This window comes from Bacteroides stercorirosoris, from assembly GCF_900142015.1.
Classification (GTDB): domain Bacteria; phylum Bacteroidota; class Bacteroidia; order Bacteroidales; family Bacteroidaceae; genus Bacteroides; species Bacteroides stercorirosoris.
Map to the genome: position 1 here is coordinate 81,106 of NZ_FQZN01000004.1, position 25,751 is coordinate 106,856.

Consider the following 25,751-nt stretch of genomic DNA (forward strand, 5'->3'; position numbering starts at 1 on the left):
TTCAGACACGGATGACACGGATGACGCGGATTCTTTTTTCCTTCGGTGTGATATGCCGGTATGTATAGCGCAGCTTTAAAAATCCGCGTCATCCGTGTCATCCGCGTCTAAAAGATTAAAGTCCGCGTTCGTCCGCCTTATCCGCGTACCCATTCCCTCGCCGATAAATTATCATTTACTTCTTGTTTTCTGTTATTTTTAGCGGCGAAGATAAGTAAAACACATGAGAAAGTTGTGCAGTTTCCTTAGAAACTGTTACATTTGCGACCATTAAAATTAATCAATTGACACGCCATGATTACATTTACGCTTTGCCTGCTGACATTGATAGCCGGCTATTTTCTTTACGGGCGTTTCGTTGAACGGATTTTTGGTCCGGACAATCGCAAGACGCCTGCCCTGACTAAGGCTGATGGGGTGGATTACATTCCTTTGCCTACTTGGAAAATTTTCATGATACAGTTTCTCAATATTGCCGGATTGGGGCCTATTTTCGGTGCCATTATGGGAGCCAAGTTTGGAACGGCGTCCTATTTGTGGATTGTGTTCGGCAGTATCTTTGCCGGTGCCGTGCACGATTATCTGGCGGGTATGCTCTCCCTGCGTAATGGCGGCGAAAGTCTGCCGGAGATTATCGGACGTTATCTGGGGATGACCACTAAACAAGTGATGCGCGGTTTCACAGTGTTGCTGATGATACTGGTGGGAGCTGTTTTCGTAGCCGGTCCTGCGGGATTGTTGGCCAAACTGACACCGGACTATATGGATGCCACTTTCTGGATTGTCATAGTGTTTATCTACTATATTTTTGCCACTTTGCTGCCTGTGGATAAGATTATCGGCAAGATATATCCTCTTTTTGCCATTGCGTTGCTGTTTATGGCAGTAGGCATATTAGTCATGCTTTATGTGAAACATCCTGTTTTGCCGGAAATTTGGGACGGGTTGCAGAATACGCATCCCGATGCTGCTGCACTCCCTATCTTTCCTATTATGTTTGTCAGCATTGCTTGTGGGGCTATCAGTGGCTTCCATGCTACGCAAAGTCCGTTGATGGCACGTTGTATGACGAGTGAACGTCATGGTCGCCCTGTGTTCTATGGCGCTATGATTACCGAGGGTATCGTTGCTTTGATATGGGCTGCTGCCGCTACTTATTTCTTCCATGAAAATGGAATGGGTGAGAATAATGCGGCTGTAGTGGTAGATGCTATCACCAAGAATTGGCTCGGAACCGTGGGTGGCGTGCTTGCCATATTGGGTGTGATTGCCGCACCCATCACCAGTGGCGACACTGCTTTCCGTTCTGCCCGCCTTATTGTGGCAGACTTCCTGGGAATGGAACAAAAATCCATGCGTCGCCGTTTATATATATGTATTCCGATGTTTCTTGTCGCTATCGGTCTGTTGCTTTACAGCTTGCGAGACAAAGAGGGCTTTGATATGATTTGGCGTTACTTTGCATGGACCAATCAGACGCTGTCTGTCTTTACGCTTTGGGCGATAACCGTTTATCTGGTACGTGGGAAGAAAGGATACTATTATTATGTGACCTATCTTCCGGCTGTATTTATGACGGCTGTTTGTACAACCTATATCTGTATAGCTCCCGAAGGATTCGGTATGAGACCCGGTTTAGCTTTCGGTATTGCCATATTCTCGGCTTCGATAGCCGTAATCTGGTTTAATATCTGGTATTTTAAGACAACTAAAAAACTTCGATAATGAAGAAATTCAAGAAATCTACAAGCATCACGATTGCTCTGCTTATTTATGTAAGTGCCACGGCTGCCTATTTTCTGCCGCGTAACACAGTCATCAGCGATACGGAAAAGTACGTCACGGTCGGGGCGTCTTATGTGATTGTGTTAATTCTCTGGCTGGTGTTGCGCAAGAAAGAAGAGCTACAGCGGAAGCGTCGTGAAGAAGAGGAAAAGTATAATAACACCAAAAACTATAAGTAACAATGAAAAAATTAGCATTACTCGTATGTCTGCTCGTAGTCACAGTGGCTGCCCAGGCACAATTTGAGAAAGGAAAGTGGATTCTGAATCCTTCTGTTTCGGGTTTAGGCCTGTCGCACAATACGGATACGGACAAGACTTCATTCGGCATGGAAGTCAAAGGAGGTGCGTTTCTGTTGGACAATGTGGCGTTGTTGATACATGCAGGTGCAGCCTGGAATAATGGTGGCTCAGATACGGACATTTATACCCTTGGTGTAGGCGGCCGTTACTATTTCAGCAAGGTGGGCGTATATCTGGGTGCTGATGTCAATGTAGACCGTTGGGACTGGGGAACAAGTGATGATACGAAGTTCTCTTTCGGTGCAGAAGCGGGGTATGCTTTCTTCCTTTCGAAGACGGTGACACTTGAACCGGCTGTATACTGGAATGTGAACGGTGACCGTTCGGTATTCGGACTGAAAGTTGGCTTTGGATTTTATTTCTAATCATTATTTACAGTCAATAAAAAACGTTCCTTGCTACAAATGTAGGCAGGGGACGTTTTTTATTGAGGTACTCCTGTTATATTTCTTTCCTGTTTAACTCGTAGCTTTGTTCCCTTATTCGGATAACTTTTCTTGCAGGAACTGTCCCGTATAGCTTGCCGCACATTTCGCCACTTCTTCCGGTGTGCCTGCCGCAACAAGATATCCTCCCTTATCACCACCTTCCGGACCAAGGTCTATCACATAGTCGGCACATTTGATGACATCCATATTATGCTCGATGATGACAATGGAGTGTCCGCGCAGTATCAGTGCATCGAATGCTTCCAGCAGTTTGCGGATGTCGTGGAAGTGCAATCCCGTAGTTGGCTCGTCAAAGATGAACAGCGTGGGGTCGGCTCTTTCCTGACTCAGATAGTAAGCCAGTTTCACGCGCTGGTTCTCACCACCGGAGAGGGTGGAAGAGGACTGTCCCAGTTTGATATATCCCAGTCCTACATCTTGCAGCGGAGTGAGCTTCTTTACAATTTTCTTTTGCCCATGTTTTGTGAAGAACTCTACGGCCTGGTTGACGGTCATTTCCAGTACATCATATATATTGGCGTCGTGGAACTTCACTTCCAGAGTGTCGGCTTTGAAGCGTTTGCCGTGGCACGTTTCACATTCCAGTACAAGGTCGGCCATGAACTGCATTTCTACGGTGATGGTTCCGTCACCTTTACACTCTTCGCAACGGCCACCCTCGCTGTTGAATGAGAAGTAACCGGCACTGTACCCCATTTGTTTGGCAAGAGGTTGCTCTGCCCACAATTTACGAATTTCATCGTAAGCCTTGATGTAAGTCACCGGGTTCGAACGGCTGGATTTACCGATAGGATTCTGGTCTACGAATTCTACATTCCGCAGGTTCTGAAGATCGCCGCCGATAGAGGCGAATTCGCCCGGGCGCTCGCTGCATTCATCCAGTTCACGTTTTAGGGCACGAAAGAAGATGTCGCGTACTAATGTACTCTTTCCCGAACCGCTGACACCGGTAACCACGGTCATCACGTTCAGCGGGAAACGTACGTTCACCCCTTTCAGATTGTTCTCACGTGCACCGGTCAGTTCGATATAGTTGTTCCACGGACGGCGGTGCTCCGGAACGGGGATTTCTTCCTCGCCCAGCAGATAACGGACAGTGTAGCTCTCGCTGCCCGGCTGCAAGTCTTTCATATCTCCCTGGTAGACCACTTGCCCGCCCAGGCGTCCGGCTTTCGGACCGATATCTATGATGTAGTCCGCTGCACGGATAATCTCTTCATCATGCTCTACGATAACGACCGTATTGCCCAATTGCTGTAACTGGCGCAACACGTGTATCAGCTTGTCGGTATCGCGGCTGTGCAGTCCGATACTTGGCTCGTCGAGGATATAGAGCGATCCCACCAGGCTGCTTCCCAGTGAAGTGGCAAGGTTGATGCGCTGGCTCTCACCACCGGAAAGCGAGTTGCTGAGGCGGTTCAGTGTCAGGTAGCCCAGACCTACATCGAGCAGGAATTGAATGCGGCTGTTGATTTCCGTAAGGATGCGCCGGGCGACATCCGCATCGTGTTTGTCCAGTTGCAGATTATCGAAGAAGACTTTCAGTTCCGTAATCGGCAGGTCTACAAGTTCGGAAATGTTGCGTCCGCCTACCCGTACATAACCGGCTTCGGGTTTCAGACGTGTACCGTGGCATTTTGGACAGAGTGTCTTGCCACGATAACGGGCCAGCATCACACGATATTGTATCTTATACTGGTTCTCTTGTACCATTTTGAAGAAAGCATTGATGCCCTGGAAGTAGGGAGTGCCTTCCCACAGCATCCGGCGTTGCTCGTCCGTCAGCTCGAAATAAGGAGTGAAGATCGGGAACCCGGCTTTCTCGGCGCCACGTATCACCATATCCTTCCATTCGCCCATCACTTCACCGCGCCAGCATACCACGGCACCGTCATAGACGGAAAGTGAACGGTTGGGCACTACCAGATGTTCGTCAATGCCGATAACCTTGCCGAAGCCTTCGCACTCCGGGCAAGCCCCGATGGGAGAGTTGAAAGAAAACATCTGGTCGTTGGGCTCTTCGAAGGTGATACCGTCTGCTTCGAATTTCGTACTGAAACGGTATAGGCTGGTCGTTCCGTCGGGTTGATAGAAACGCAGCAGGCAAGCCCCGTCCCCCTCATACATGGCTGTCTCGGCAGAGTCTGTCAGGCGGCTTATCGCATCTTTCTCTTTAGATGCTACCATGCGGTCTATCAGCAGGAAAACCGTATCTTGTTCTTTGGGTTGATATTCATCGATACGCATCATTTCTCCGTTCACTTCCAGGCGGTTGAAACCTTGCTTCATGTCGATGTCCAACTGCTGTTTCATCGTGCGGTTTTCCCGCTGCAATATCGGAGTCAGTACGGTGTATCTTGTTCCTTCCGGATAACTCAGCATACAGTTTACGATGTCCTCAGTGGAATGTTTTTTTACTTCCTCACCGCTTACCGGACTGAACGTCCGCCCAATGCGGGCATACAGCAGGCGCAGGTATTCGTAGATTTCCGTGGATGTGCCGACCGTAGAGCGCGGGTTACGGCTGCTTACCTTCTGCTCGATGGCGATGGCGGGCGGAATCCCCTTTATAAAGTCACATTCCGGCTTGCTCATACGTCCCAGGAACTGGCGGGCATAACTGCTCAGACTTTCTACGTAACGGCGCTGTCCCTCGGCATACAGCGTGTCGAATGCCAGGGATGATTTACCCGACCCGGATAGTCCGGTGATGACGACAAGTCTGTTGCGGGGAATTTCTACGTCTATATTTTTCAAGTTGTTGACGCGTGCGCCTTTGATAAGTATGGAGTTGTTTTTTGTCATAATCAGAGTCACTAAAGTGAATTTCAAGCTACAAAGATAATCACTGTCATTCAAATATGTATAATGATTGGCAGGTTAAGATTTGTTATACTTTTAAATACTTGCTGACATACAAGCAGGAAAAGCAGTATTTTTAGACGATTTTTTAAAAAACAAACATCCTTATGCGATACCCCCGAATGTGCTTCTATGCGATTTTGGTGTGCTTGCTCTGTTGTTTCGAGACAATCGTCGGGCAAGAGACCATCGATTTGAAAGCGTTTGCTGACAGTGTACGGAAAGCTGCCGGTAAACCGGATTTTCTTCCTTTGGGTACACGTTTTCTGGAACTGGCGAAAGAACGGAAAGATACGACGTATATCAGTGATGCTTATGCGGCGATTGCAGGGCATTATTATGATTTGGGGGATACGGACAGTCTGCGTCTGGTGACCTACGAATATATGGACTGGGCGGAACGTTGCCATCGCGATACCGACCGTTATCAGGCATGGAGGCAATACATTCAGCGGATGACCGAAAAAGGTATGCAGGAGGAAGCGATGCGGGAAACTGAATTGCTCTGTAAAGATGCCGAACAACGGAAAGATAAATACGGTATGGCCTCCGGTGAGATGTGCATTGGTTATAACCATCGTGTTTTCGGTCAGAATATAAAACTCTGTCTGGAATACTACGACAGTGCATTGAAGCATTTTGAAGAAGGCAAGTACTACCGTGATGCCTACGTCGTTTCCCTCAATATCATTCAAACCTATCTGGCGCGTCAGGCTTATAGTGATGTTTTGCCTTATCTGGACCGCCTGGTACTGTTGCGGAAGACGGCCGAGGATAAGAAAGTGGCTATAGGAGAGGCTTTGTACATGCGCTATTATCAATTCCGTGTTATTGCGACTTTAGGACTGAAGGGGGAAAAGGCGGCCGAACCCTATATTCGTGAAGCGAATGTTTACTACCTTCAGCATAAGGATGCCGTTTCACGAGAAGGCTGGATTGGCTATAATATAATGTGTAATCAGACATTAGGCAATATACGCGGTGCCGTGGCTTATATGGACTCTCTCATTGACTACCAACGTTCTATTGGTAACCACTATCCGGGCAATTACAGGCAGAAAGCCATGATGCTTGAGCGGATAGGAGACTATAAAGCCGCATGCTATGCTTATGAGGAATATTCTCAGTTGAATGATTCTGTCCGCACGGCTGAAATGGATGAGCAACTGAACAAATACACCGCGCAGTTCGAAGTAGACCGTCTGAAAATGGAGAAGCTGGAACTGAGCGAAAAAATGAGTCGCGAACGCCTGGTCATTGTGTTCACGGCAGGTTGTGTGATATTGATATTACTTTTGCTCGTCACTTATCTGTATGTTCGTACACTTTCCATGAACCGGAAACTGGATGTTGCCCGTAAGGAGACACAGAAAATGAGCCGCATCAAGAGTTCGTTTATCCAGCATGTCACCCATGAACTGCGCACACCGCTTAATTCCGTAGTAGGCTTTTCAGCCCTGCTTGCCGAAGAAGGTCTGGATGCCGAAGATGCCCGTGAGTATTCCGGGCAGGTGGAGAAAAACAGCGCTTATCTGCTGGGATTGATTGATAATATCATCGATATAGCCGACATGGACTCACAGACTGCCGATATGCCCAAAGAAGCCGTTGATGCCAATGCCTGTTGCCTTGAATGTATAAATGAATTCGGCGGCAAGCAGAAGGAGGGTGTGGAATTGCAATGGATTCCGGCGCCGGAAGCTCCTGTAATACAAACGGTGCGTGCGTGGGTGAAACGTGTGCTTTCCCTTTTATTGGATAATGCCGGGAAATTCACCGAGAAAGGTGTCATTCGTTTGCAGTGCGAGGAAGACAAAGCGCATGGCATCGTGCGTTTCATCATCGAAGATACGGGTATCGGTATCGACCCTCAATATCAGGATACCGTTTTTGAACGCTTTTTCAAGATAGACAGTTTTAAACCGGGCACAGGGCTGGGACTCTCCATCGCCCGCCAGGTAATGGACATTGTGGACGGAAAGATTTATCTGGATACTTCTTATGCTGATGGTGTCCGTATTGTCGTAGAATGGCCAGTGAACTAAATAAACCCTTAACCAGATTTATAAAGAATGAAAGTAAGAACCCTTTTGTGCGTATGCGCCCTGTTTTTTTCTCTGGCAGTGGCAGCGCAATTCCAACCGGAAAAATATCCTAAACGTGAATTTCGTGCAGCATGGATACAAGCTGTCAACGGACAGTTTCGCGGAGTTCCCACCGAAAAGTTGAAGCAAACCTTGATAAACCAGTTGAACTCTCTGCAAGAGGCGGGTATTAATGCCATTATATTTCAGGTGCGTCCTGAAGCCGATGCCCTTTATGCCTCGCAGTTGGAACCTTGGAGCCGTTTCCTGACCGGTGTGCAGGGACAAGCGCCGGATCCTTATTGGGATCCTATGCAGTTTATGATTGAAGAGTGCCACAAGCGTGCTATGGAATTCCACGCCTGGATAAATCCCTATCGTGTGAAAACCTCGTTGAAGAACCAGTTGGCTCCGACTCATGTCTATAATATTCATCCCGAATGGTTTGTCACTTATGGTGACCAGATGTATTTTGACCCGGCATTACCGGAAAGTCGCCGCCATATTTGTATGGTGATAACGGATATTCTGTCCCGATACGATGTGGACGCCATTCACATGGATGACTATTTCTATCCTTATCCCCAGAAGGGACTGGATTTCCCGGACGATGCGAGCTTTGCCCGCTATGGCGGTGGTTTCTCCAGCAAGGCAGACTGGCGGCGCAGTAATGTCAATGTTCTTATTAAAAAGATACATGAGACTGTGCGCGAACTGAAACCGTGGGTTAAATTCGGTGTTTCTCCTTTCGGTATCTATCGTAACGAACGGACTGATCCATTGGGTAGCAAGACTAATGGCTTGCAGAATTACGATGATCTCTATGCCGACGTACTTCTTTGGGCCCGTGAAGGTTGGATAGATTATAATATCCCGCAGATATACTGGCAGGTAGGCCATCCGGTAGCCGATTATGAAACGTTGGTGAAGTGGTGGGCGAAGAATACGGAGAACCGTCCTTTATTTATCGGACAATCTGTGATGAATACGGTGCAGAATGCCGATCCGCAAAATCCTTCTATGAATCAATTGCCCCGTAAGATGGCGTTGCAGCGGGCTTATCAGACGATTGGCGGAAGTTGCCAATGGCCTGCCAGCGCTGTGGTGGAGAATGCCGGGAAATATCGTGATGCTTTGATTGCCGAGTATCACAAATATCCGGCTTTGCCGCCCGTATTCGAATTTATGGATAATGAGGCACCGGCTAAAGTGCGTAAAGTGAAGCCCGTGTGGACAGCTGACGGATATATCTTATTCTGGACAGAACCGAAATATAAGGATGAAATGAATCGTGCCGTGCAATACGTAGTCTACCGTTTCGATGCTAAAGAGAAAGTGGATATCAGTAATCCTGCCCATATCGTAGCCATCACACGTGATAATTTTTATAAGTTGCCTTATGAGGATGGCAAGACTAAATACCGCTATGTGGTGACGGCACTCGACCGGCTGCACAATGAATCGAAAACAGCGGCTAAGAAAGTGAAGCTCTAATACAATATCAGCCCTGCTATTCCGCAGGCCACAATCATTAATATCGGGTTGACTTTATACTTCCTGGTGCCTACAAAGGCTACCAGGAAGATAATGCAACTGATAATAAACGAGTACATATCTTCTTTAGGCGAACTGAAATTTTCCGTGTTCATCAGTACCAGTGCCGCCGAAGCCAAAAGTCCTACCACTGCCGGACGCAATCCGCTGAATACAGCCTCTACCGCAGGATGTTTCTGGTATTTCAAGAAGAATTTACTGATAGCCAGCATCAATATGAACGAGGGAAGTACTACGGCAAACGTAGCTATGACAGACCCCCATACACTTCCCGTAGCCGTGAAACCCACATACGTTGCCGAGTTAATTCCGATAGGTCCCGGAGTCATTTGGCTGATAGCCACAATATCCGTAAATTCCTGTGGTGACAGCCATCCATAACGAGTGACAACCTCACCTTGTATCATTGAAAGCATGGCATATCCGCCGCCAAAACCGAACAGTCCTATCTTGAAGAAGGTATAAAACAACTGGAAATAAAGCATGGAAACAATTATTAGTTATAAGTTATTAGTTATTGATGTGCAGCCCATTTTTAATTTTCAATTCTCAATTTTTAATTTGCGGACGGCGTAGCCGTCCGTACAAGTATCCTCCTACTCCGGCAATGATAATGACCCAAATAGGAGAGAAGCCGAGCAGCCAAATGATGAGGGCGGACGCCACAGGTATCCAGATATTGTATCGGCTTATTTTGGCCGATTTCGCCATGCTGAACGTGGGGGCTGCTATCAGCGCAACTACTGCCGGACGAATCCCTTTGAAAATCCGTTCTACAACAACATTATCCTTGAAGTTATGAAAGAACATGGCTATGGCAAGTATAATGAAGAAGGAAGGCAGAATCGTTCCCAAAGTAGTGACTATACTTCCGCGAATTCCCCGTAGCTTATACCCGATAAAGATAGATATGTTGACGGCAAGAATACCGGGAGTCGATTGAGAAATGGCGAGCAGGTCAATGAAATCGTTTTTGGCAATCCATTTCCGTTTATCTACAATCTCCTCTTCTATCAGGGGGACCATTGCATAACCACCTCCGATAGTAAAAACTCCTATCTTAGAAAAGAGGCCGAATGCCTCTAAGTATATATTCATAGTTATCTCCTCTCTCTATTCTTCTTTTTGTTTCCCGTATTGGCTCGGACTGACATTAAAATGCTTCTTGAATACTTCACGGAAATATTTCGCATCGCTGAATCCTGTCATTTCTGCAACCTCTGTTATGCTGTATTGTTGCTCTTTCAGTAACTGTGCCGCACGTTTCAGGCGAATCAGACGGATATAGTCTGCCGGAGCTTGGTCGGTCAAAGCCTTTATCTTATTATAGAAACTGGTGCGACTCATGTTCAGTAGAGAACATAACATCTCTACGTTGAGGGCAGGATTGTCTACATTATCTTCTACATTCTTCTTGACGGAAGAAATAAATTTCCAGTCGAGGTCGGTAGAACAGTTGATGCAGGCTGCATCGCTATTCTCGTCATCATTCAGTTCCAGATTGGCATATTTATGCCGCAGCAAGGAACGGTTGGCGAGTATGTTGGCAATCGTGGCACGCAGAATTCCTATGTTGAAAGGCTTCACAATGTATTCGTCCGCTCCGGTCTTCAATCCTTCGATGATGTTCCGGTCGTTGTTCAGTGCCGTAAGCAATATGATAGGGATGTGAGACGTCTCAATATCATTCTTCAATATATGACACAATTCGTCACCACGCATTTCGGGCATCATGATATCCGAAATAATCATGTTGGGCATGTACTCCTTGACTATGTCGAGTGCCGGTTTGCCATCGTTGCATACTTGTATATTGTAGCTGTCCGACAATGTATTGCGCAGATATTCCCTCAGCTCATCATTGTCCTCTACGATCAGTATTTTCGGAAGGTCACCATTCTGCTGCTTTTGTTTGGCACTTTCGTAAATGGTACTTGGCGGGATATTCTTAGGTACTCCCGATTCTGCGTAAACCACTTTTTCACTTCCCGGTTTAGGAGTGTGAATCGCTTTGCGGTAATATTTCTCTCCTTTCGGGAATGTGACTTTAATACAGGAACCTTTGCCTTCCGTACTGCTGAAGTTAATCTTTCCCTTGTGCAGATGAACAAGTTTCCACACCAGCAACAAGCCGATACCGCTGCCTGTAACTTTAGAGTTTATGGCGTTGCTGCCCCGGAAGTGTATTTTGAAGAGTTTCTTTTGTTCGGAAGCGGGAATGCCGATACCCGTATCCTTTACCTCCACGCTCCAGCTGTCTTCTGTTTCGGCGGTAAAGACGTGTACGCTGCCACCTTCCGGCGTATATTTCAAAGCGTTGGATATCAAATTCTTCAGAATAGAATCCATCTTGTCTTTATCAAGCCAGATATTCATGTATCGGAAGTTACTTTCGTAAGTCAGGCTGATCCGCTTCACATCCGCATATGCCCGGAAAGCATTGATCGTCTCCTCCATGTATGTGCTTAATTCATACTCTGACACATACAAAGATCCGGAATAAGTGTCTGCCCGCTCAAAATTAATCAGATTGGTGGTCAATCTCAGCAAGGCATTTACGTTTCGTATGGCAGTGTTCATGTTACTGCGTCCATCGGGAGTCAGATTTTCTTTTTCACTGAGTTCTTCCAGCGGTGCTTTTATCAATGTCAACGGAGTACGGATGTCATGCGCCGTATTGATAAAGAAGCGTATTTTTTCATCAGAAGCTTTTCGTTGTTTACGTAGGATGATGATACGCAATGTGATGATGGCAATTGCCGCAATGACCACTGCATAGAACAACAGTGCCCACAGGCTGAGCCAGATGGGTTGCTCTATCACGATATCCATACTGCGTTCTTCGAGAACAACCCGTCGGTCTTCACTGGAGATGGTGCGCACCCGTAATGTATATTTTCCCGGATTCAAGTTAGTGAACCGTATCAGGCAATCCTTTTCCGGACGGCTCCATCCATCATAGAAACCTTCCAGTTTCCACGAGTACAGAAGCAATGAGGGATAATCGTAATTGATGGAAGATACTTTTAGAGAAAATATATTCTGGTTATATTTCAGTCTCAGTGTTTTAGTCTCGTCTATATCCATTTCCAGCGGTGAACTCTCGTCGCCCGGATAAACGGTCTGGTAGAATACCCGCAAGTCACTGAATACCATCTGGAACTTATAGTCGCGTGGAATCATCATGTCTTTGTCAAACTCTATTGCTCCATCTGTACTTCCGAGGATAAAGTTCCCGTTCTTCCGGAGTGTGCCCGATGTTGAATTGAAGTGATCACTTTTCAAGCCCTGTTCCTTGGTCCAGTTATGGAATATTTTTGCTGTCGGATAATAACTGGTCAGACTGTTTTCGGTACTTAGCAGAATGCTTTTGTCTCCGTCTGAAAGAATGGTATATATGTTATTGGAGATAAGGGCGCAATTGTCCTTATGGAAATGTTCGAACGATTTTTTTTCATGATTGTAGATCAACAGACCGGAATTGCTGGTTCCTATATAGAGCAAACCATCTTTGTCCTGATAAAGTGCGTTGATGTAGAACGATTCTATCGGCATTGCTATATATTGATACTTCCCGGTTTCTATATTCAACAGGTTCAAACCTGTGGCGGTACCTATCCACATGTGCTTTTCATCTTTCTCTTTGATGTCCGTGATGCCGTTTAAGTCGGGGTAGAGCCGTATTTCCTTCGTTTGGAAGTTGATTTGCTTTAAGTTGTAATACCCACCCGACCAGATGCTTCCGTCCGATGCTTTCATGATGGAGCGTATATATTTGTCAGGTCGGATACCGCTACCGCCAAAAGTCGAGGGCGTGAAAAACTCAGCTTTCATCCGCTTTTTGTCTATCTGATAAATGCCAGAACTATATCCACCTGCCCAGATGATGCCCGGTGAAACTTCGCACAGGGAGATGAATACATGATTTTTTGTCAGGTTGATATTGTCGAATACACTGAGGAACGAATGCCATTGTTTGGTCTTCGTACTGTAGAGGCTGATACCGTTGTTGGTGGCAAACCATAAGTCACCATCATGGTCTTCAACGATGGCATTCACTTGGTCGTTGATGAGCGATTGCTTGTTGCCGACGGAATGTTTGATCCATTGGTAACTGGTGTATTGATTGTTGCGTACAGTAATGCCGATAGGATAGTTGGCCATCCAGATGCGGTCGCCGTCTACATAAAGATCATAGATACTATTGCCGTTCATGGCATTATAGCTGTTATAATCCGCTACAATATAAGGCTCGCATTTGTAAGTTTCCACATTCATTTTATATACACCGGCACCGTCTGTGGCTATCAATATCTCTTTGTCATTAAAAGCTTTGATGCGGGTGATACTCACGTCTTCCAGGCCGGCATTGAGCTTGATGGTCTGATGGAGATTCATGTCATATGCATAGACACCTCTCTGAAAGGTTCCTACGAAGAGCTTGCGGCTTTCTTTATGAAGGAATAGCTCATTGACCTGCATCTTTAAGTTGTCGAGCTTTTCGCAGGGGGAAAGGGTAAGAGTGTTGTCTTTCAGTTCGGCATGATGTATGCCGACATCCGTCCCTATAAAAAAGTGTTCAGGGTCAATCTCTTCAATGTCTGTGATACTCTCACCGATTTGGTTCTTGATGACGGTGGCTTTTCCGCTTTCGGTGTCATACAGATACAAAGCCTCTTCATTACATAACCATACCACATTATTGGTGTCGATGAAGCCGTAGCTTACAGGAGAAGGATTTCCTTTCACCACTTCATCCGGCAGCTTGTATACAAACTGGAAACGGTCGTGTTTGGCATCGTAACGGAATACTCTTCCTTTTTTACCTATCTCCCAGAGGGTTCCGTCCACGCCGACATACAGCCAGCTTAGGTTCAACATGGAGTTTACTTCTATTTCGCTGTCTATCAGTCGGTATTGTTTGAAGTCCTTACCGTCATAACGGTCTATGCCGTTATGTGTCAGAAACCACATATAACCTTTCGGACCTTTCTGGATGGCATATACCCTACGATTGCTCAAACCATCTTCTACGCCGATGTACTTGTAAGTTTGGGCGATGCAGAGGGAAGATATGTATATGAATAAAAAGAAAAGTATAAATTTTCTCATAACAGTTACGGTCGTTTTGTTATTGGGGGCATTTGTGAAATTAACGCAAAAATATGCATTTTGTTTGATAAAAGCAAAATGAAACTCGAATAATAATGGTCTATTTCTCTGATAGTTTGCATGAAAAAGGCGCAAGTTGTAAATTATAACCTGCGCCTTTGCTTTATTTGGATATTCGTAGAAATTACTTGGTTTTCTCTTCTATCCATTTGCGTGCATTGACGAAGGCTTCCATCCACGGAGTAATCTGGTCGCTGTGCAGGCGTTCTGCCGGGTAGCAACCATTCTGCCACGGGAAGATAGCACGTTCCAAGTGGGGCATGATTGCCAGATGGCGTCCGTCGGCACTGGCTATACCGGCTGCCGAGAAGTCCGAACCGTTCGGGTTGGCGGGATACTCGTCATAGCTATATTTAGCCACCACATTGTATTTGTCTTCATCGTATGGCAAAGAGAATTTACCTTCTCCATGAGCTACCCAGATACCGAGTTTGCTGCCACTCAACGAACCGAACATTACGCTGCGGTTAGTCGGGATGGTGAGGCCGAGGAATCTGGATTCGAACTTATGAGACTCGTTATGCAACATCTTGCCCTGTTTCTTATGTTCTGGAGTGATGAGGTTAAGTTCCATCATCAACTGGCAACCGTTGCAGACACCCAGTGAAAGTGTGTCTTCGCGTGCATAATACTTGTCGAGTGCTTCTTTGGCTTTCGGGTTGAAGAGGAATGCGCCTGCCCAACCTTTGGCAGAACCCAACACGTCGGAGTTGGAGAAGCCACCGCAGTACACAATCATGTTCACGTCTTCCAGAGTTTCGCGTCCGCTGATAAGGTCGGTCATGGTTACGTCTTTCACATCGAAACCTGCCAGATAGAGGGAGTAGGCCATTTCGCGTTCACCGTTCGTACCTTTCTCGCGGATGATGGCTGCGCGGATACCGGTCGGTGTGCGACGGTTCGGGTCGATGCCATATTGTGAGAATTTGCCTTTGAAGCCCGGCATGAAAGCGAATTCAAGCGGCTGCATCTTGTAGTTCTCAAAACGCTTCTTGGCACAGCCGTTCATGGACTGTTTGCGGTCGAGCAGGTAAGAGGTAGAATACCATACATCGCGCATATAGTCGATGCCGAACTGGTAAGTGGCATCATCCTTGGTGATGAGGATATGGCGTTCATCGGTCGGCTTACCGATTTTCACGAAGCCTACACCGGCATCTTCCAATATTTGTTTCACCTGCTCCTTGTGCTTGTCGCTCACCTGGATAACGATACCCGGGTTTTCGGCAAACAGAAGTTTCACGAGGTCATGTTCCTTCATCTTGTCGAGGCTGATTTCCATACCGCCTTCTACATTTGCGAAGCACATTTCCAGCAGGGTAGTGATGAGACCACCGGCTGATATATCGTGACCGGCAAGAATCAGGCCTTTGTTCACCAGTTCCTGTACGGCAAGGAAAGCGTCGCGGAAGTATTCGGCATCCTGCACTGTAGGCACTTCATCGCCTACTTTGCCCAATGACTGTGCGAAGGCGGAGCCACCCAGTTTCAATGTATCGAAACTAAAGTCTATATGATAAATCGTAGTCTTTTCATCATTAACAAGAACGGGAGAAACCACTTTCTTCACGTCCGAAACTTCGCCGCCTGCGGAAACGATAACGGTTCCCGGAGAAATTACTTTGCTGCCGTCGGGGTATTTTTGTGTCATGGACAGAGAGTCCTTTCCGGTAGGCACGTTGATTTGCAGTGCACAGCAGAAGTCGCTCAAGGCTTTCACGGCTGTGTAGAGACGGGCATCTTCACCTTCTTGTGAGCGGCAAGGCCACATCCAGTTGGCAGAGAGGGAAATACTGTCCATGCCTTCGGCCATTGGAGCCCATACAAGGTTGGTCAATGCTTCGCTCACTGAAAGTACCGAACCGGCTGCCGGGTCGGCAAGTGCGGCTTGAGGGGCATGTCCCAGTGAAGTGGCGATACCTTTCTCGCCACGATAGTCGAGGGCTACCACACCGCAGTCGCTCAATGGTAACTGCAATTCGCCCTGGCATTGCTGGCGGGCAATCTTACCGGTTACGGAACGGTCTACTTTGTTGGTCAACCAGTCCTTGCAGGCAACTGCTTCCAGTTGCAATACGTTCGTCAGGTATTCGTGCAGTTTGGATTGCTCGTATTTCGGCATTTCGTAGTGACGTTCTACGGTCTTGTCTATCATGTAGGTCTTGGGAGACGAACCGAACATTTGTTCAACAGCAAGATCGAACGGACGTACACCGTCAGCCTGCTGGAAAGCAAAGCGATGATCGCCGGTAGTTTCACCTACCACGTACATCGGGGCACGTTCACGTTCTGCCACTTTACGCACATGTTCGATGGCTTCTTCCTGAATGAGCAAGCCCATACGTTCCTGGCTTTCGTTGGCGATGATTTCTTTGGCGGAGAGTGTCTTGTCGCCGATAGGCAACTTGCTCATATCGATCATACCACCACATTCTTCTACCAATTCGGAAAGGCAGTTCACGTGTCCTGCCGAACCGTGGTCGTGGATGGACACCACCGGGTTGGTTTCTTCTTCGCAGAGGGCACGTACCACGTTGTAGGCACGTTTCTGCATTTCGGCGTTGGCACGCTGCACGGCGTTCAGCTCGATACCGCTACTGTAGCGTCCGGTATCTACAGAAGATACGGAACCACCGCCCAAGCCGATGCGGTAGTTGTCACCACCGATGACGACTACTTTGTTTCCGGCTTCCGGCGTGCCTTTCAGGCAGTCACGTTTCGTGCCGTAGCCTACGCCGCCGGCAAGCATGATTACTTTGTCGTAGCCGTAAACTTCTTCTCTTTCCTTATGTTCAAAGGTCAGCACGGAACCGCAGATTAGCGGTTGCCCGAACTTGTTGCCGAAGTCGCTGGCGCCATTGGACGCTTTAATCAGAATCTGTTCCGGAGTCTGGTACAGCCATTGGCGTACAGGGAGGATTTCTTCCCAGAGACGTCCTTCGTCGGTGCGGGGATATGAAGTCATGTAGACAGCAGTTCCGGCAATGGGCCATGAACCTTTACCACCACCCATACGGTCGCGGATTTCACCGCCTGTACCGGTAGATGCACCGTTGAAGGGTTCTACGGTTGTCGGGAAATTGTGTGTTTCAGCTTTCAGTGAGATAACGCTCTTGATGTCTTTCACCTGGAAGAAGTCGGGCTTAGAGTGGTCTGCCGGAGCAAACTGTTCAATCACCGGACCTTCGGCAAAAGCTACATTATCTTTATATGCTGAAATAATCTTATTGGGGTTTTCTTGGGTTGTTTTCTTAATCATCTGGAAGAGAGAAGACTCTTGTTCCACACCGTCGATGATGAACGTTCCACCGAATATTTTGTGGCGGCAGTGCTCGGAGTTGATTTGTGCGAAACCAAATACTTCAGAGTCTGTCAACTTGCGTCCGAGGTCTTGCTCTACTTTCTTGAGGTAGTCCATCTCTTCTTTGGAGAGTGCCAGGCCTTCTTTCTCGTTGTAAGCTTCCAAATCTTCGATATGGATGATCGGTTCCGGCTTACGGTTGGTGGTGAATACTTCCTGATTCAGACCTTTATACATGCGTTGCAGCATCGGGTCGTGGTCAGCGTTTTCATCTTTTACGGGGAAATACTCCTCGATACGGATGATGCCGTCCAGTCCCATATTCTGGGTGATTTCTACGGCGTTCGTACTCCAAGGGGTAATCATTTCGCGGCGCGGACCAACGAAATGTCCTTTCAGGTTGTCTTCACTTTCGAGGGTGGCTTCTCCAAAAAGCCAGCAGAGTTTGTCGATGTCTGCTTGAGGAAGTGCGTGCTCGCATTCTACGGCTATCACGCTTTTGGATGGGGTTCTGAAAAAAAGAATCATACTGAATATTTATGATTTATGAATTATGATTTATGCTTGGGGCACTCCGGAAAAAGCAGAGAGGCGTTTACGGGAGATGCCGACTTTTTTTCTTTGGCGCAAAGATAATGCAAACTGAGCGCAGAATAAAATGAATTATTCATTTTTTATGCCGAGGTGCAGCTTATCTTCGCTTTTCTGGCAAAGATACGGAAAATCGTTGGGGGAGAGAAAGAAAAGGAGATAAAAAAAACTCGCATCTGCTTTGCTGATTTCATTCCCGTATTTTAGAAGCATGAAAAAAAGATAATCCTCATGGAACTTGTAAGAAATATGACTTATATAATCAAAAAGTCATGAAAAAAGTCAGCTAATGCAATTCTCAGTCGAAAAAACGTTAACACTATTGGCTCGTCTCGCAAAAAAGTACGATATTTGCAGCCATGATTGAAATAAGGACCATATTCGATATATTATGGAAGGGCTTTATTATCGGGGTAGTTGTGTCTGCTCCGCTGGGGCCTGTCGGCGTGCTGTGCATTCAGCGTACGTTGAACAAAGGGCGTTGGTATGGTTTCATAACAGGACTGGGAGCCTCGTTGAGTGACATTGCTTACGCCTTGCTGACAGGGTACGGAATGAGTTTCGTATTCGATTACGTCAATAAAAATATCTTTTATTTGCAGTTGTTCGGAAGCATCATGCTGTTGGCATTTGGCATTTATACGTTTCGCAGTAATCCCGTCTCCTCCATCCGTCCTGTTTCTACCAATAAAGGTTCTTATTTCCATAACTTCATAACGGCGTTCGCCGTCACACTATCCAATCCACTTATTATTTTCCTGTTTATTGGACTCTTTGCACGCTTTGCCTTTGTCAGCGAAGGGGTGTTGGTGTTTGAGGCGGTCACCGGATACCTGGCTATTGCACTGGGGGCATTGGCATGGTGGTTTGGCATCACTTTCTTTGTGAATAAAGTCCGTACGCAATTCAACCTGCGCGGCATCTGGATATTGAACCGTATTATCGGAGGCATTGTCATTGTTGTGTCTGTGTTTGGGTTGGTGTTTACGCTGATGGGCGAATCACTTTACTGACAAGAAACATAAAATCATGAAGATAGCACAACAACTGAAAGCGAAGAATATCGCGGAATACCTTATATATATGTGGCAGGTAGAGGATTTGATACGCGCCAACGGGTGTGATATCGATAATATCCGCGAAAGTATTATTTCCCGTTATCCCGAAGAGGAACGTCCCGCATTGGAAGAATGGTATGGCAATCTGATTGATATGATGCGCATAGAAGGTGTGAAGGAAAAGGGACATCTGCAAATCAACCGTAACGTAGTGATGAACCTGACAGAGTTGCATGGCGAATTGCTGGCATCTCCCAAATATCCTTATTATAGTGCAGCCTATTTTAAAGCATTGCCCTTTATAGTGGAACTGCGCCAAAAGAACGGAAAGAAAGATGAGCCGGAACTGGAGACGTGTTTCGAAGCTTTGTATGGGGTCTTGCTGCTGCGTTTGCAGAAGAAGGAAATCACACCGGGAACGGCGAAAGCAATAGAGTCCATCAGTAGTTTTATTTCCCTGCTTGCCAACTATTACGAGAAAGATAAAAAGGGAGAGTTGAAACTGGGGGAGTAATGTTGTAAAGTGGCTGATAGTGGGGACGTTACTTTGATTGTGAATCGTAAATAATTAAATCTAAAATAGAGAGATGAGAATATTAGTAACCGGAGCCAACGGACAACTTGGCAACGAGATGCAAGTTCTTGCAAAAGAGAATCCGCAACACACTTATTATTTTACTGACGTACAGGAACTGGATATCTGTGACGAACAGGCTGTACGGGCGTGCATTGCTGACAATCAGATTGAAGTCGTAGTGAATTGTGCTGCTTATACGGCAGTCGATAAAGCGGAAGATAACGAAGAGTTATGCCGTAAACTGAATGAAGAAGCTCCGGGAATACTGGCACGTGCCGCTCAGGCTAATGGTGCTGCAATGATACAGGTTTCTACGGACTATGTATTTGATGGCACGGCGCATATCCCTTATACAGAAGAGTGCGAGACATGCCCTAACTCTGTTTATGGGTTTACCAAGTTGGGCGGAGAGAAGGAAGTCATGCAGAACTGTGAAAAGGCGATGGTGATTCGTACCGCCTGGTTGTATTCTATCTATGGAAACAACTTTGTGAAGACAATGATTCGTCTGGGACGTGAACGTGAATCGTTGGGAGTCGTTTTTGATCAGATTGGTACGCCGACGTATGCGAAAGATCTGGCAGTTGCTATCTATGCAGCTATCAATCGTGGAATTGTTCCGGGCATTTATCATTTCAGTGATGAGGGCGTGTGCTCCTGGTATGATTTTACGGTGGCTATTCACCGCATTGCAGGCATTACGACATGTAAGGTTAGTCCGTTGCATACGAATGAATACCCGGCAAAGGCACCCCGTCCGCACTATTCGGTATTGGATAAGACGAAAATTAAGAAAACGTTCGGTATCGAAGTTCCTCATTGGGAAGAAAGCCTGAAAGTGTGTATCGAGAAGTTGAATGAAGTATAAATGATACCTATATAATCATATATGGCAAATAATAACGAAATAGAGAGAAGGCGAACCTTTGCTATTATCGCGCATCCGGATGCCGGTAAGACGTCATTGACCGAGAAGTTATTGCTTTTCGGTGGGCAGATTCAGGTGGCTGGTGCCGTGAAAAGCAATAAGATAAAGAAAACGGCTACATCCGACTGGATGGATATAGAGAAACAACGTGGTATCTCTGTAACCACCTCTGTGATGGAGTTTGATTACAAGGATTATAAGATTAACATCCTCGATACTCCCGGTCACCAGGACTTTGCCGAAGATACCTACCGCACGCTGACCGCTGTAGACAGCGTTATTATCGTAGTGGACGGTGCAAAGGGTGTGGAAACGCAGACGCGTAAGCTGATGGAAGTGTGCCGTATGCGTAATACACCGGTAATTATCTTCGTCAACAAAATGGACCGTGAAGCTAAGGATCCTTTCGACTTGCTGGACGAATTGGAGGAAGAGTTATCCATTCATGTACGTCCACTGACCTGGCCTATCGAAAGTGGTGTCCGTTTCAAGGGAGTTTATAATATCTATGAAGATAAGCTGAACCTTTTCCAGCCTTCCAAACAGGTGGTTACAGAGAAGGTAGAGGTAGACATCAATACCGAAGAACTGGATAAGCAAATCGGTGCGCAATTGGCTGATAAACTGCGTGGTGAACTGGAACTGATAGATGGGGTCTATCCTGAGTTTGATAAAGAAGAATATCTGAAAGGCGAACTGGCACCTGTATTCTTTGGTTCGGCACTGAATAACTTCGGTGTGCAGGAGTTATTGGATTGTTTTGTGGAGGTAGCTCCAAGTCCCCGTCCGGTGCAGGCGGAAGAGCGTGAAGTGGAACCGGAAGAACCGAAGTTCACCGGTTTTGTCTTTAAGATTACGGCGAATATCGACCCAAACCACCGTTCCTGTATTGCATTTTGTAAGATTTGCTCAGGTAAATTCACGCGTAATGCTCCTTACCTGCATGTGCGTCATGGAAAGACTATGCGTTTTTCTTCGCCTACACAGTTCATGGCACAGCGTAAGACGACTGTTGATGAGGCTTGGGCAGGTGACATCATCGGGTTACCGGACAACGGAACGTTTAAGATTGGTGATACGTTGACGGAAGGGGAGATGCTTCATTTCCGTGGTTTGCCGAGTTTCTCGCCGGAGATGTTCAAGTATATAGAAAACGCTGACCCGATGAAGCAGAAACAGCTTGCCAAGGGTATCGACCAACTGATGGACGAGGGTGTGGCGCAGTTGTTTGTCAACCAGTTTAACGGTCGGAAGATTATTGGTACGGTGGGGCAGTTGCAGTTCGAGGTTATCCAGTATCGTCTGGAGAACGAATACAGTGCGAAGTGTCGTTGGGAACCGTTGAGTCTGTATAAAGCTTGCTGGATAGAGAGTGATGACCAGGAGGAACTGGAGGCTTTCAAGAAACGTAAGTATCAGTATATGGCGAAAGACCGTGAAGGAAGAGATGTCTTCCTGGCAGATAGCGGTTATGTGCTGCAAATGGCCCAGATGGACTTTAAGCATATTAAGTTCCATTTTACCAGCGAGTTCTGATCGGTAGGACTGAATTTTTTCAGAATTTAGTTTCTTTTTGTAGCGGTTTTGATGCACCACAGATTACACAGATTTACACAGATTAGGGAAGATATCTCTGATTATTAATAAATTAAATCTGTGCTAATCTGTGTAATCTGTGGTGAAATAATTCCTTTCCGCACCGATACGAATAAGAATTTAGCTTCATTTGTCCTGCTCCATAATAGCTTTTTATTATGGAAAATCTTTGTTATAAGAACACCTCTGCACCCAGCAGATTATTAAAGTAAGTCGCATTACGTTCATCCTCCAATCCTCCGTCAAGGGTGAATAGCAGTTGATACCTGGTCTGCGTATTTGCCATACCCACTATTACAGAAATCACCGATTGCTTTTCGGGAAACTGGACCAATGTAACATTTTGTACCATCCCATCAGAATACTGGCTTGCAGCAAATGCATTATAAACTGCGGCAGGGACTTCATCCATCGTTTCCCAGTCTGTTTGCTTCATTGCCCACGAAGCATTGGAATTGAACCAGACTTTGGTGTCGAAGCCATTCTGTATAAAGTCCGCTACATAATACGCTTCGTCCCGCGACCAGGCTACATCTTTGGCTTGGGGGTACATCTTCTTTAGGGCTTCCTGCACATTGACAGGAGCGTAATCGGCAAAAACCGGAACTGATGCCAGAAGCATCAGAAGCAGAAAAGAAAACTTCAATTTATTCATGCTCATATTTTTTTGTTAGGTCTTAGGTTATGGTTTGGTAGACAACGCTATTCCATGTCTTTTGTTTGCTTATTTAACACAAAACATCACTGCAAGGCACTCTGTGGCTGTTTTATGTCTCAATTTTATCCTTTTATGTCCGAAATATGCTTTCGCGAATCCCCTCCCTCCGTTACTTTTGCCAACAGAAAACCAACTTTAATTTGATGACATGAAGAGACACATTCTACTCCTGGTTACTTGTTTACTGACGGCAGTTGTCCCGGCACAAAACAAGGTATCAAACAACGTACAGTCCCAAGTACGAAAAAATATCCCTACTGTTTATGTGGATGCCAACGGCGTCATGCGTTGGTCCGATACCCGGAAAGAGACTTCTTTCTTTGGCGTGAATTATACCCTGCCTTTTGCCCATGCTTACCGTGTAATGGGCTATCTGGGCATTGACCGCAAAGCTGCGATCGATCGTGATGTCTACCACTTTGCACGTCTGGGACTGAATGCTTACCGCATCCACATTTGGGACGTTGAGATTTCCGATGGCAAAGGCAACCTGCTGGAGAACGAGCATTTGGAATTGCTGGATTATCTTATCTTTAAATTGCAGGAACGTGGTATTCGCATCGTTATTACTGCTCAAACCAACTTCGGCAATGGCTATCCCGAACGTAACCAGCCTACCGGCGGCTTTTCCTACAATTATGATAAATGTGCTGTTCATAGCGATGCAGAGGCCATTGCCGCGCAGGAAAAATATATTGCCGCCCTTGTGCGCCACGTTAATTCTTACACAGGCTATGCCTATAAAGACGATCCTTACATCGTAGGTTTTGAAATCAACAACGAACCCTGCCATCCGGGTACGGTAGTTGAAACGCGTACTTATATCAACAAGATGTTATCTGCCTTGAAACGTGCAGGCAACCGGAAACCGGTATTCTATAATGTCAGCCACAATCAGCATGTGGTTGAGGCTTACTACGATACTGCCGTTCAAGGTACTACTTATCAGTGGTATCCCGTGGGGCTTGTTTCCGGACATGCCCGTAAAGGAAACTTCCTGCCCGCGGTAGACCGCTACGATATTCCTTTCTCCAATTTGAAAGGTTTCAATAAAAAGGCGCGTCTGGTTTATGAATTTGACCCTGCGGACAATCTCTATTCCTATCTTTATCCTGCCACTGTCCGCACTTTCCGTTCTGCCGGCTTCCAGTGGATTACACAGTTTGCGTATGATCCTATTGATATGGCGGCATATAATACCGAATATCAGACTCATTACCTGAATGTGGCTTATACTCCGAACAAGGCTCTTGGTTTGATGATTGCCGCAGAAGTGGCACAGAAAGTGGGCAGGGGAGAGAGTTTTGGAGATTATCCGGCAGATACGCTGTTCAATGACTTCCGCGTCAGCTACGTACAGGATTTGAGCGAACTGAACGATGGAGAGAAATTCTACTATTCCAATACGACGCAGACCCTTCCGAAAGATGTTTCACGGCTTCGTGCCATTGCCGGATGCGGCAGTTCTCCCGTTGTCCGTTACGAGGGTACAGGTGCTTATTGGATAGATAAGTTGGAAGATGGTGTCTGGCGCCTGGAAGTTATGCCCGATGTAGTGCAGGTGAGCGATCCGTTTGCCAAACCTTCTTTGGATAAAGAAGTGATGCATATCATTTCCAATGCATGGGATATGGTGCTGGATTTGCCTGACTTGGGTAAACATTTCCAGATAAATGGATTAGATAAAGATAACTCCCGACATACTGCCGCCACGAACGGTACCATTTCCGCCCTTCGTCCCGGCGTTTATCTTTTGCAACGCGAAGGCATATCCGCCTCCGGAACCTGGACTGCCGATACCCGTTGGCAAAACATCACCCTTGGTGAATACGTCTCCCCAACTCTCCACTCTCAACCTTCAGACCTTGACTTCATAGTCAATCATTCTCCGGTGAGAACTGTTGATGCCGGCAAAGACCTGACCATACAAGCCACTGTAGCCGGTAATGAACAGCCCGACTCCGTTATCATCTATACTGATAAAATCTCCTTTTGGAATGAAAAGAATCCATCTATCAAGATGAACTATGCAGGTGGTTACACATACCGTGCCATTGTTCCTGCCTCAGATATAAAAGAAGGTTGTTTTAGGTATAACATCGTTGTTTGTCGGGGAGATAAACGACAGACATTCCCTTCCGGGGTAGCCAAGAGTCCGCTGGATTGGGACTATACCACGGCTACCCTGTGGGAGACGAATGTAGTCGTTTCTACGAAGCCACTTTCTTTACTGGAAGCGGGAGATACCGGCAATAACCTGGAAGTCTATACCTTACCGGAGTGGAGTCGTACCAATCGTGAATTGATTGAGAATGCCCCAACGGAGAAACCGACTCTCCGCATTACTTTTGAGTCCAAGGACCCTAATCCGGTCTTTTTCCTTCGCCGCTATATCAAAGATGACATTAGCGGCCGTCCTGAACGTCTTGCAGCCGGCCGTAAGCTTTGTCTGCACGTGAAGAAGATGCCGGAAGGACTTAAAGCAGGTTTCATTACTTCGGATGGATATACCTATCTCGCACCGTGTACGGCTGCAACGGATGATATCATTCGCATTCCTCTCACGGAACTGCGACAGACCAATACCGCCCTGTTGCCTCATGCCTATCCGGTTTTCCTCGACAACTATTTCCGTCCGCAAACGGAGATTCCTTTCCGGGTGGAAAAGATAGAAAGCCTTGAACTGTCCTTTGAAGGAACTGCCGGGAAACAAGCGGAAATAGAAATAGGCGGCATTTGGCTGGAATAAGTAACACTTTTAAATTAAATACCAA

16 protein-coding genes are annotated in these 25,751 nt (G+C 46.5%); 10 read left to right on the forward strand and 6 right to left on the reverse strand.

Annotation, left to right across the window (positions count from 1 at the left end):
• Positions 1-294 precede the first annotated feature (294 nt).
• The 3 genes from BUC01_RS04550 to BUC01_RS04560 are packed head-to-tail and all read left to right on the forward strand — an operon-like array spanning position 295 to position 2,452.
• Positions 295-1,725: a carbon starvation CstA family protein gene (locus BUC01_RS04550; RefSeq protein WP_025831158.1), complete on the forward strand. Its 1,431-nt coding sequence runs from the start codon at positions 295-297 to the stop codon at positions 1,723-1,725.
• Positions 1,725-1,964, forward strand: coding sequence for a hypothetical protein (locus BUC01_RS04555; RefSeq protein WP_025831157.1), 240 nt, complete (start codon positions 1,725-1,727; stop codon positions 1,962-1,964). Before BUC01_RS04550 ends, BUC01_RS04555 begins: the two co-directional genes overlap by 1 nt.
• A gap of 2 nt (positions 1,965-1,966) precedes the next feature.
• Positions 1,967-2,452, forward strand: coding sequence for an outer membrane beta-barrel protein (locus tag BUC01_RS04560; protein ID WP_025831156.1), 486 nt, complete (start codon positions 1,967-1,969; stop codon positions 2,450-2,452).
• A gap of 114 nt (positions 2,453-2,566) precedes the next feature.
• Here the strand turns inward: BUC01_RS04560 and uvrA are convergent, their stop codons facing one another.
• A complete protein-coding gene (gene uvrA / locus BUC01_RS04565; RefSeq protein WP_073312923.1) occupies positions 2,567-5,341 on the reverse strand; it encodes an excinuclease ABC subunit UvrA in 2,775 nt (924 codons plus the stop codon).
• A 164-nt stretch (positions 5,342-5,505) separates the two neighbouring features.
• On the opposite strand from uvrA, the gene BUC01_RS04570 reads away from it, so the two are divergent.
• A complete protein-coding gene (locus tag BUC01_RS04570) occupies positions 5,506-7,443 on the forward strand; it encodes a sensor histidine kinase (RefSeq protein ID WP_025831155.1) in 1,938 nt (645 codons plus the stop codon).
• 27 nt (positions 7,444-7,470) lie between these two features.
• Positions 7,471-8,976, forward strand: coding sequence for a glycoside hydrolase family 10-like protein (locus BUC01_RS04575; protein WP_025831154.1), 1,506 nt, complete (start codon positions 7,471-7,473; stop codon positions 8,974-8,976).
• On the opposite strand, the gene BUC01_RS04580 is transcribed toward BUC01_RS04575, so the two are convergent.
• The 4 genes from BUC01_RS04580 to purL form a co-directional block, all read right to left on the reverse strand.
• Positions 8,973-9,521, reverse strand: a complete 549-nt coding sequence (locus tag BUC01_RS04580; protein ID WP_025831153.1) for a chromate transporter — start codon at positions 9,519-9,521, stop codon at positions 8,973-8,975. The two genes, BUC01_RS04575 and BUC01_RS04580, sit on opposite strands and share 4 nt — an antisense overlap.
• Before the next feature lie 64 nt (positions 9,522-9,585).
• Positions 9,586-10,134, reverse strand: coding sequence for a chromate transporter (locus BUC01_RS04585; RefSeq protein WP_073312873.1), 549 nt, complete (start codon positions 10,132-10,134; stop codon positions 9,586-9,588).
• A gap of 15 nt (positions 10,135-10,149) precedes the next feature.
• A complete protein-coding gene (locus BUC01_RS04590; RefSeq protein WP_073312875.1) occupies positions 10,150-14,148 on the reverse strand; it encodes a hybrid sensor histidine kinase/response regulator transcription factor in 3,999 nt (1,332 codons plus the stop codon).
• A 184-nt stretch (positions 14,149-14,332) separates the two neighbouring features.
• On the reverse strand, positions 14,333-18,037 hold the full coding sequence (gene purL, locus BUC01_RS04595; RefSeq protein WP_073312877.1) for a phosphoribosylformylglycinamidine synthase: 3,705 nt from the start codon (positions 18,035-18,037) through the stop codon (positions 14,333-14,335).
• Positions 18,038-18,459: 422 nt separating this feature from the next.
• Here purL and BUC01_RS04600 point away from each other — a divergent pair, with 422 nt between their 5' ends.
• The 4 genes from BUC01_RS04600 (at position 18,460) to BUC01_RS04615 (ending at position 22,199) form a co-directional block, all read left to right on the forward strand.
• Positions 18,460-19,113 carry a LysE family translocator gene (locus BUC01_RS04600; protein ID WP_007664434.1) on the forward strand — a complete coding sequence of 218 codons (654 nt, stop codon included), beginning with the start codon at positions 18,460-18,462 and terminating at the stop codon, positions 19,111-19,113.
• Positions 19,114-19,129: 16 nt separating this feature from the next.
• Positions 19,130-19,672 (forward strand): DUF4924 family protein, encoded by a 543-nt coding sequence (locus tag BUC01_RS04605; RefSeq protein WP_025831152.1) that lies wholly within the window; start codon positions 19,130-19,132, stop codon positions 19,670-19,672.
• Positions 19,673-19,745: 73 nt separating this feature from the next.
• On the forward strand, positions 19,746-20,603 hold the full coding sequence (gene rfbD, locus BUC01_RS04610) for a dTDP-4-dehydrorhamnose reductase (RefSeq protein WP_025831151.1): 858 nt from the start codon (positions 19,746-19,748) through the stop codon (positions 20,601-20,603).
• A gap of 21 nt (positions 20,604-20,624) precedes the next feature.
• On the forward strand, positions 20,625-22,199 hold the full coding sequence (locus tag BUC01_RS04615) for a peptide chain release factor 3 (RefSeq protein ID WP_025831150.1): 1,575 nt from the start codon (positions 20,625-20,627) through the stop codon (positions 22,197-22,199).
• Positions 22,200-22,431: 232 nt separating this feature from the next.
• On the opposite strand, the gene BUC01_RS04620 is transcribed toward BUC01_RS04615, so the two are convergent.
• Entirely contained in the window at positions 22,432-22,914 is a 483-nt protein-coding gene (locus BUC01_RS04620) for a PepSY-like domain-containing protein (RefSeq protein ID WP_025831149.1), read from the reverse strand.
• Positions 22,915-23,125: 211 nt separating this feature from the next.
• On the opposite strand from BUC01_RS04620, the gene BUC01_RS04625 reads away from it, so the two are divergent.
• Complete coding sequence (locus BUC01_RS04625; protein ID WP_073312879.1) at positions 23,126-25,726, forward strand: glycoside hydrolase 5 family protein; 2,601 nt, start codon at positions 23,126-23,128, stop codon at positions 25,724-25,726.
• Positions 25,727-25,751: the final 25 nt, after the last annotated feature.

What these genes read in the sequence shown, in the direction of transcription:
- BUC01_RS04550 (WP_025831158.1), top strand. Translation starts at nt 295, where the DNA reads ATGATTACATTTACGCTTTGCCTGCTGACATTGATAGCCGGCTATTTT.
- BUC01_RS04555 (WP_025831157.1), top strand. Translation starts at nt 1,725, where the DNA reads ATGAAGAAATTCAAGAAATCTACAAGCATCACGATTGCTCTGCTTATT.
- BUC01_RS04560 (WP_025831156.1), top strand. Translation starts at nt 1,967, where the DNA reads ATGAAAAAATTAGCATTACTCGTATGTCTGCTCGTAGTCACAGTGGCT.
- uvrA (WP_073312923.1), bottom strand. Translation starts at nt 5,341, where the DNA reads ATGACAAAAAACAACTCCATACTTATCAAAGGCGCACGCGTCAACAAC.
- BUC01_RS04570 (WP_025831155.1), top strand. Translation starts at nt 5,506, where the DNA reads ATGCGATACCCCCGAATGTGCTTCTATGCGATTTTGGTGTGCTTGCTC.
- BUC01_RS04575 (WP_025831154.1), top strand. Translation starts at nt 7,471, where the DNA reads ATGAAAGTAAGAACCCTTTTGTGCGTATGCGCCCTGTTTTTTTCTCTG.
- BUC01_RS04580 (WP_025831153.1), bottom strand. Translation starts at nt 9,521, where the DNA reads ATGCTTTATTTCCAGTTGTTTTATACCTTCTTCAAGATAGGACTGTTC.
- BUC01_RS04585 (WP_073312873.1), bottom strand. Translation starts at nt 10,134, where the DNA reads ATGAATATATACTTAGAGGCATTCGGCCTCTTTTCTAAGATAGGAGTT.
- BUC01_RS04590 (WP_073312875.1), bottom strand. Translation starts at nt 14,148, where the DNA reads ATGAGAAAATTTATACTTTTCTTTTTATTCATATACATATCTTCCCTC.
- purL (WP_073312877.1), bottom strand. Translation starts at nt 18,037, where the DNA reads ATGATTCTTTTTTTCAGAACCCCATCCAAAAGCGTGATAGCCGTAGAA.
- BUC01_RS04600 (WP_007664434.1), top strand. Translation starts at nt 18,460, where the DNA reads ATGATTGAAATAAGGACCATATTCGATATATTATGGAAGGGCTTTATT.
- BUC01_RS04605 (WP_025831152.1), top strand. Translation starts at nt 19,130, where the DNA reads ATGAAGATAGCACAACAACTGAAAGCGAAGAATATCGCGGAATACCTT.
- rfbD (WP_025831151.1), top strand. Translation starts at nt 19,746, where the DNA reads ATGAGAATATTAGTAACCGGAGCCAACGGACAACTTGGCAACGAGATG.
- BUC01_RS04615 (WP_025831150.1), top strand. Translation starts at nt 20,625, where the DNA reads ATGGCAAATAATAACGAAATAGAGAGAAGGCGAACCTTTGCTATTATC.
- BUC01_RS04620 (WP_025831149.1), bottom strand. Translation starts at nt 22,914, where the DNA reads ATGAATAAATTGAAGTTTTCTTTTCTGCTTCTGATGCTTCTGGCATCA.
- BUC01_RS04625 (WP_073312879.1), top strand. Translation starts at nt 23,126, where the DNA reads ATGAAGAGACACATTCTACTCCTGGTTACTTGTTTACTGACGGCAGTT.